The organism is Mesorhizobium sp. M5C.F.Ca.IN.020.29.1.1 (assembly GCF_003997375.1).
In the GTDB taxonomy this organism is placed as follows: domain Bacteria; phylum Pseudomonadota; class Alphaproteobacteria; order Rhizobiales; family Rhizobiaceae; genus Mesorhizobium; species Mesorhizobium wenxiniae.
Window position 1 is genome coordinate 1 of the sequence record NZ_RZSW01000307.1, and the last position, 7,443, is coordinate 7,443.

7 protein-coding genes and 2 pseudogenes are annotated in these 7,443 nt (G+C 60.6%); all 9 read left to right on the plus strand.

Annotation, left to right across the window (positions count from 1 at the left end):
- Window positions 1-655: proline racemase family protein (locus tag EOA85_RS22160; protein ID WP_206523347.1), on the plus strand; the 655-nt coding region annotated here is incomplete at its 5' end.
- A 336-nt stretch (window positions 656-991) separates the two neighbouring features.
- Window positions 992-1,894: a branched-chain amino acid ABC transporter permease gene (locus EOA85_RS22165; protein WP_127211179.1), complete on the plus strand. Its 903-nt coding sequence runs from the start codon at window positions 992-994 to the stop codon at window positions 1,892-1,894.
- A gap of 49 nt (window positions 1,895-1,943) precedes the next feature.
- A pseudogene (locus tag EOA85_RS40135) lies at window positions 1,944-2,225 on the plus strand (DUF3382 domain-containing protein); the annotation flags it as partial.
- Window positions 2,226-2,384: 159 nt separating this feature from the next.
- Window positions 2,385-3,494: pseudogene (livM, locus tag EOA85_RS22170) on the plus strand (high-affinity branched-chain amino acid ABC transporter permease LivM); the annotation flags it as partial.
- Window positions 3,494-4,648, plus strand: coding sequence for an ABC transporter ATP-binding protein (locus EOA85_RS22175; RefSeq protein ID WP_095518020.1), 1,155 nt, complete (start codon window positions 3,494-3,496; stop codon window positions 4,646-4,648). The pseudogene livM and the gene EOA85_RS22175, both read left to right, overlap by 1 nt.
- The gene (locus tag EOA85_RS22180) at window positions 4,648-5,376 is read left to right on the plus strand and encodes an ABC transporter ATP-binding protein (protein ID WP_065011220.1); all 729 of its coding nucleotides are present in this window, start codon (window positions 4,648-4,650) and stop codon (window positions 5,374-5,376) included. The genes EOA85_RS22175 and EOA85_RS22180 overlap by 1 nt, the downstream gene beginning before the upstream one ends.
- Before the next feature lie 17 nt (window positions 5,377-5,393).
- On the plus strand, window positions 5,394-5,741 hold the full coding sequence (locus EOA85_RS22185; protein ID WP_065011221.1) for a DUF6867 family protein: 348 nt from the start codon (window positions 5,394-5,396) through the stop codon (window positions 5,739-5,741).
- Between the two features lie 139 nt (window positions 5,742-5,880).
- Window positions 5,881-7,011 carry a branched-chain amino acid ABC transporter substrate-binding protein gene (locus tag EOA85_RS22190; protein ID WP_029348955.1) on the plus strand — a complete coding sequence of 377 codons (1,131 nt, stop codon included), beginning with the start codon at window positions 5,881-5,883 and terminating at the stop codon, window positions 7,009-7,011.
- A gap of 225 nt (window positions 7,012-7,236) precedes the next feature.
- On the plus strand, window positions 7,237-7,443 hold a 207-nt coding region (locus EOA85_RS22195), incomplete at its 3' end, for a biotin carboxylase N-terminal domain-containing protein (protein ID WP_164759799.1).

Genomic DNA, 7,443 nt, shown 5'->3' on the forward strand with positions numbered 1-7,443 from the left:
GCTGGACACACCGGCTGGCCTGGTCACCGCTGAATACAAACAGGTCGGCGAATATATCGAGGAGGTGCGAATCACCAACGTGCCGTCCTTCCTCCATGCCGAGGGACTGACGGTGGAATGTCCGCAGCTCGGCGAGATTATCGTCGACGTCGCCTATGGCGGCAATTTCTACGCCATCGTCGAGCCGCAGAAGAACTATCGCGACATGGCCGACCATTCCGCCGGCGACCTCATCGCCTGGGGCCCGGTAGTGCGGCAGCGGCTCAACGAGAAGTACGCCTTCGTGCATCCCGAGAATCCCTGCATCGACCGGCTTTCGCATATGCTGTGGACGGGTGCGCCGACCGACAGCCAGGCGGATGCGCGCAACGCCGTCTTCTACGGCGACAAGGCGATCGACCGCTCGCCTTGCGGCACCGGCACCTCGGCGCGGATGGCGCAGCTTCACGCCAAGGGCAAGCTTAGGACTGGCGACGATTTCGTCCACGAATCGATCATCGGCTCGCTGTTCAAAGGCAGGGTCGAGAAGGAAGTCACGGTGGCGGATAAGCCGGCGATCATTCCCTCAATCGGCGGCTGGGCGCGCATGACCGGATTGAACACGATCTTCATCGACGATCGCGATCCGTTCGCGCACGGATTCGTCGTCAATTAGAGAGTATCCTGACGCAGGGGAAATGAAAGGGAACGCAAAGATCAATCGCTCACGCGGCGCAACGATCCCGCTCATCAACTTATTTTGACGGCGATTCCTTCGAAACGGCGTGCATTTTGACGACGAATCGCCAAAGACATTGCGTTATGCCAATGATAGGGTCCGCGATAGTCCAGAGGCCGGGAAGGGAAGAACGGGCAATCCGATTGCGTGCTTCAAAATCACGCATGCCGATTAAAAAATGACGTTGCAATCCGGGCTCGAAACTTTACGACTAGGGGAAATACGAAAAGGAATGCGTCTGCATGGGCGACATTCCAGGGGAGCCGCGACAGCATGCAGTATTTTGTCCAGCAGCTTATCAATGGGCTGACGCTGGGATCGATCTATGGACTGATAGCGATCGGCTATACGATGGTGTACGGCATCATCGGCATGATCAATTTCGCCCATGGCGACATCTTCATGATCGGCGCTTTCGCCGCCCTCATCGTTTTCCTTATCCTCGGCGCGTTGTTCTATTCGGTACCGTTGGTGATCGCGCTCCTGGTCATGATGATCGTCGCAATGCTGTTGACCAGCATGTACAATTGGACGATCGAGAAGGTGGCCTACCGGCCTTTGCGCGGTTCGTTCCGGCTGGCGCCGCTGATCACCGCGATCGGTATGTCGATTGCGCTGTCCAATTTCGTCCAGGTGACGCAAGGGCCGCGCAACAAGCCGGTCCCGCCGATGGTGTCCAAGGTCTACAACATCGAAGGCATCAGCGTGTCGCTGAAGCAGATCATCATCGTCCTGGTCACCATAGTCCTGCTGGCGCTGTTCTGGTACCTGGTCAACAAGACCTCGCTTGGTCGAGCCCAAAGGGCGTGCGAGCAGGACCGCAAGATGGCCGCACTGCTCGGCATCGACGTCGATCGCACCATCTCGATCACCTTCATCATGGGCGCCGGCCTTGCCGCCGTCGCCGGCACGTTGTTCTTGATGTATTACGGTGTGGTGGTGTTTTCCGATGGCTTTACGCCCGGTGTGAAGGCATTTACTGCCGCGGTGCTCGGCGGCATCGGCTCGTTGCCCGGCGCCGTGCTCGGCGGGCTGATGATCGGCTTCATCGAAAGCATGTGGTCGGCTTATTTCTCGATCGATTACAAGGACGTCGCTGCCTTCTCCATCCTGGCGATCGTGCTGATCTTCCTGCCTTCCGGCATTCTCGGCCGGCCAGAAGTCGAAAAGGTCTGAGACAATGGCGGTCACCGCATCTCCGGAGCGCGACATCGTCGCCACCCCCATGCAGCGCGCCACCCGCGAAGCGCTCTATGCCGGCGCCATCGCGCTCGGCCTGTTCGTGCTGTTCATCGGCCTGAAGACCGACCAGAACATCTCCAACGAACTGATCCTGGTGCAGCGCTGGGGCTTGCTCGCCATCGTGGTTGTGATAACCATGGCCGGCCGTTTTCTCTACGTCGCCTACGGACAGCCCTTCCTGGCAAATCAGCAGATCGTCGACGTCGCCACCGGCCTGCTGCCGGAGAGCATGGCGACGCGGTTCTTCCGCCTGCCCTATTTCATCGCTGCCATCGCCACAGTGGCCGTGCTGGTTTTCCTTGCCGGCTCCCTTGACGGATTGCTGGGACCCGGTCTGGCCGGTTATGCACGGTTCCTGAGGGCGCTGGCGATCATCTACGCCCTCGCCTCTGTGCTGTTTTATTTCCGAACCTTCATCCATGCCCATTTTTCGGCGCTGGGCATAACCGCACTGGCGCTCTACCCGGTCATTGTCGTGCTGGTGCTTGCTTTGTACGGAGGATCGGTGGCCGCCGGGTTCCAGGGTTCTCTGAAATGGGTCGACAATTTCGGCATCCAGATCCTGATCTACGTGATGCTGGCCTGGGGGTTGAACATCGTCGTTGGCCTCGCCGGCCTGCTCGACCTTGGTTATGTCGCCTTCTACGCTGTCGGTGCCTATGCCTATGCGCTGCTCGGCACGCAATACGGCCTGTCGTTCTGGATCCTGCTGCCTGCCGCCGGCGCCATGGCTGCCTTCTGGGGCGTGCTGCTGGGTTTTCCGGTGCTACGCCTGCGTGGCGACTATCTGGCGATCGTGACGCTGGCCTTCGGCGAGATCATTCGTCTCGTGCTGATCAATTGGCGTGAGGTTACCAACGGCTCGGCCGGTATCTCCGGCATCCCCAAGGTCACCTTTTTCGGCCTGATGACGTTCAATGTCTCGGATCCGAACTATATCGCCAAGGTTTTCGACATCGCCACGTCGAGCGCCTACTACAAGATTTTCCTCTACTACCTGATCCTGGGACTCTGCCTGCTGACCGCCTTCGTCACCATAAGGCTTAGGCGCATGCCCGTCGGTCGCGCCTGGGAAGCGCTGCGCGAGGACGAGATCGCCTGCCGCTCGCTCGGCATCAACACCACCACCACCAAGCTCACCGCCTTTGCCACCGGCGCGATGTTCGGCGGCTTCGCCGGCTCGTTCTTCGCCGCGCGGCAAGGCTTCGTCAGCCCTGAATCCTTCATCTTCCTGGAATCAGCGATCATCCTCGCCATCGTCGTGCTTGGCGGCATGGGTTCGCTGGTCGGCATTGCTGTCGCCGCCATGGTGATGATCGGCGGCACCGAGGCGCTGCGCGAACTCGATTTCCTGAAGCAGGTCTTCGGTCCAGATTTCACTCCGGAACTCTACCGCATGCTGCTATTCGGCATAGCCATGGTCATTGTCATGGTTTGGAAGCCGCGCGGCTTCGTCGGCAGTCGTGAACCGACAGCCTTTCTCAAGGAGCGCAGGGCCGTATCCGGCTCCTTCACCAAGGAGGGCCACGGCTGATGAGCGATGCGAGCCCATCCATGAACGATGCCATCCTGCAGGTCGAGCATCTGTCGATGAAGTTCGGCGGTCTTGTTGCCATCGGCGACCTGTCCTTTCAGGCCAGGCGCGGCGAGATCACCGCGCTGATCGGGCCGAACGGTGCCGGCAAGACCACCGTGTTCAACTGCATCACCGGCTTCTATAAGCCGTCGGAAGGCATGATCACGCTCAGCCGGCGCGACGGCTCGAGCTTCTTGCTCGAACGCCTGCCGAACCACGAGATTCCGGCGCGCGCCAAGGTGGCGCGCACCTTCCAGAACATTCGTCTGTTCTCGGGCATGACGCTGCTCGAGAACCTGCTGGTGGCGCAGCACAACAAGCTGATGAAGGCTTCCGGCTACACCGTCCTCGGCCTGTTCGGCTTCAGCGGCTACCGGACGGCGTCGGCCGAGTCGATCGACCTCGCCAGGCACTGGCTGGAAAAGGCCGACCTCGTCGATCGAGCCGACGATCCGGCCGGCGACCTGCCCTACGGCGCGCAACGGCGCCTGGAGATCGCGCGGGCGATGTGCACGGGTCCGGAGCTGCTCTGCCTCGACGAACCGGCGGCCGGACTCAATCCGAAGGAATCGATGGCGCTCAACGCGCTTCTGATGGATATCAAGGACAACACCGGCACCTCGATCCTGCTGATCGAGCACGACATGGCGGTGGTCATGCAGATTTCCGACCATGTCGTGGTGCTCGAATACGGGCGCAAGATCTCGGATGGCAGTCCGCATGCGGTACGCACCGACCCGCGTGTCATTGCCGCCTATCTCGGGGTCGAAGACGAGGACGTCGAGACGGTGCTGACCGAGGTCGGCGACGAAGACGTCATCGAGCAACTGGACACGGGTCCGGATTCGGCGCACGGCCCGGGCACATCATCTTCGTATCTCGCCGGACCTGTGACCGACACGGTCGGGCACAGCGAGGGCGAACGGGTCACGGTGTCGAAGGGCGCCTCGAAAGCCGGGCAGGTCGACGCGAGGTCGAGCGCCGCGGCAGCCTCCCCGGCGGCAGCCAAGCAACCCTCTGCGGCCAAATCCTCAGCGGCAAAGCCGGCCACCAAGGCTCAGGTAAAGCCGAATACACCAGGCGTCTCCAAACGGCGCGGAGGGCGTAAATAATGGCCGGCACGACGCTGCTCGATATCAAGGGCGTCCAGACCTACTACGGCAACATCAGGGCGCTGAACGGCGTCGATGTCACCGTTAAGCAGGGCGAGATCGTGGCGCTGATCGGCGCTAACGGCGCCGGCAAGTCGACGCTGATGATGACCATTTTTGGTGCTCCACGGGCGCGGGCGGGCACCATCACCTTCGCCGGCATCGACATCACCCAATTGCCGACCCATGAGATCGCGCGCATGCGAATCGCCCAGTCGCCGGAGGGACGGCGCATCTTCCCGCGCATGACGGTGATGGAAAACCTGCAGATGGGCGCCAGCCTCGACAACCTCCAGCATTACGACGAGGATGTCGAGAAGGTGTTCACGCTGTTTCCGCGCCTGAAGGAACGCATTGCCCAACGCGGCGGCACGCTGTCGGGCGGCGAGCAGCAGATGCTGTCGATCGGACGTGCGCTGATGGCGCGGCCGAAGCTGCTCCTGCTCGACGAGCCGTCGCTGGGCCTAGCGCCGCTGGTCGTCAAGCAGATATTCGACGCCATCCGCGAGTTGAACCGCACGCAGGGGCTGACCGTGTTCCTGGTCGAGCAGAACGCCTTCGGCGCGCTGAAACTCGCCACGCGCGGCTATGTCATGGTCAACGGCAATGTGACGATGAGCGGCACCGGCAAGGAGTTGCTCGCCGATCCGGACGTGCGCGCCGCCTATCTCGAAGGCGGCCATCACTGAGTTCAGGAGTCTTCATCATGCAGGGCATTCTCTATGAGGAACCCTCGGTCTGGCAGTTCTTCTTTGTCACCTGCCTACTTGGCGGCTGGGCGGCATGGATGACAGGCAAGGCCTGCGCCCAAACATGGCGCAGCTTCGTCCAATTGTTCGCTTACATGCTCGGCCTCGGCATCGCCGTAAGGTTCATCCATCACGCACTGTTCGACGGCACGATGTTCTCGCTGCAGTACTACATCGTCGACACCATTGTCCTGATGATATTGGGCTTCATCGGCTATCAATACACGCGTACCAACCAGATGGTGACACAGTATAACTGGCTCTACGAAAGAGCATCGCTTTTGAGCTGGAAACCAAAAGGTTGACGTTCACCATTAACGCCATTCCGGGGATGAATCGGCGTGACAAGTGCCTGAAAATCGGCAAAGTACGTTTTCTGCGAGTAAAAGTGGGCATCGCATGAAAGCATCATCCACGCCCACTCTGTAAATGGGAGCGTTTTACATGAGAAAATCACTTTTGTCCGCCGTCGCCCTGACCGCGCTCGTCGCGTTCAGCGGAAGCGCGTGGGCTGACATCCTGGTCGGCGTTGCCGGTCCGATCACCGGTCCGAACGCCGCCTTCGGCGCGCAGCTGCAAAAGGGCGCCGAACAGGCTGTCGCCGACATCAATGCGGCCGGCGGCATCAACGGCGAGCAGGTCAAGCTCACGGTCGGCGACGACGTCTCCGATCCGAAGCAGGGCATCTCGGTCGCCAACAAGTTCGTCGCCGACGGCGTCAAGTACGTGGTCGGCCACTTCAACTCGGGCGTTTCGATCCCGGCGTCGGAAGTCTATGCCGAGAACGGTATCCTCGAGATCACCCCGGCTGCGACCAATCCGAAGTTCACCGAACGCGGCATGTGGAACACCTTCCGCACCTGCGGACGCGACGATCAGCAGGGCAAGGTTGCTGGCGACTATCTCGCCGCGAACTTCAAGGATGCCAAGATCGCTGTCATCCATGACAAGACGCCTTATGGCCAAGGCCTCGCCGACGAAACCAAGAAGGCGCTTGCAGCCAATGGCGTGACCGAGGCCATGTATGAAGGCATCAATGTCGGCGACAAGGATTTCTCGGCCCTCATCGCCAAGATGAAGGACGCGGGCGTCTCCGTCGTCTACTATGGCGGCCTGCACACCGAAGCCGGCCTGATCATACGCCAGCTCGCCGACCAGGGCCTCAAGGCAACCTTCATGTCCGGCGACGGCATCGTGTCAAACGAATTGGCCTCTATCGCCGGCGACGCCGTCGACGGCACGCTGATGACGTTCGCTCCGGATCCGCGCAAGAATCCGAACGCCAAGGAGCTCGTCGAGAAGTTCCGCGCGGCCGGCTTCGAGCCTGAGGCCTATACCCTCTACTCCTACGCGGCGATGGAAATCATCGCGGCCGCCATCGCCAAGACCGGTTCAGCCGATGACGCTCAGAAGGTAGCTGAGACCATCAAGTCGGCCGGCCCTTGGAAGACCACGATCGGCGAGATCGGATATGATGCGAAAGGCGACATCACCCGTCCGGATTACGTCATGTACACCTGGAAGAAGGGCGACGACGGCAAGTACACCTATGTCGAGAACGCACCCGGCAAATAACCGGACGTTGCTACATGAAGTGCCCGGCGCCTCGCGCCGGGCATTTTTCATAGGAGTTTCCCGAAAGCCTGGATCGGGACTGCGGGGCGTCGTCCGGACGGACTCGCAATGTGTCAGATCAAACTAAATCGGTTTAATTGCTTCCTTCGATTTTGTTTGCACTGCAGCATTTTCGCGTTAATCATGGCGCCAGTTCCCTTCCCGTCAGCGTCCGGAGCCTTGTCCTTGGCCATTTCGAAGATCCTTGTCGCCAATCGCTCCGAAATTGCCATCCGCGTCTTCCGCGCGGCCAACGAACTCGGCCTCAAAACCGTTGCGATCTGGGCCGAGGAGGACAAATACTCGCTGCATCGCTTCAAGGCCGACGAAAGCTACCAGGTCGGGCGCGGGCCGCATCTGACCCGGGATATGGGGCCGATCGAAAGCTATCTG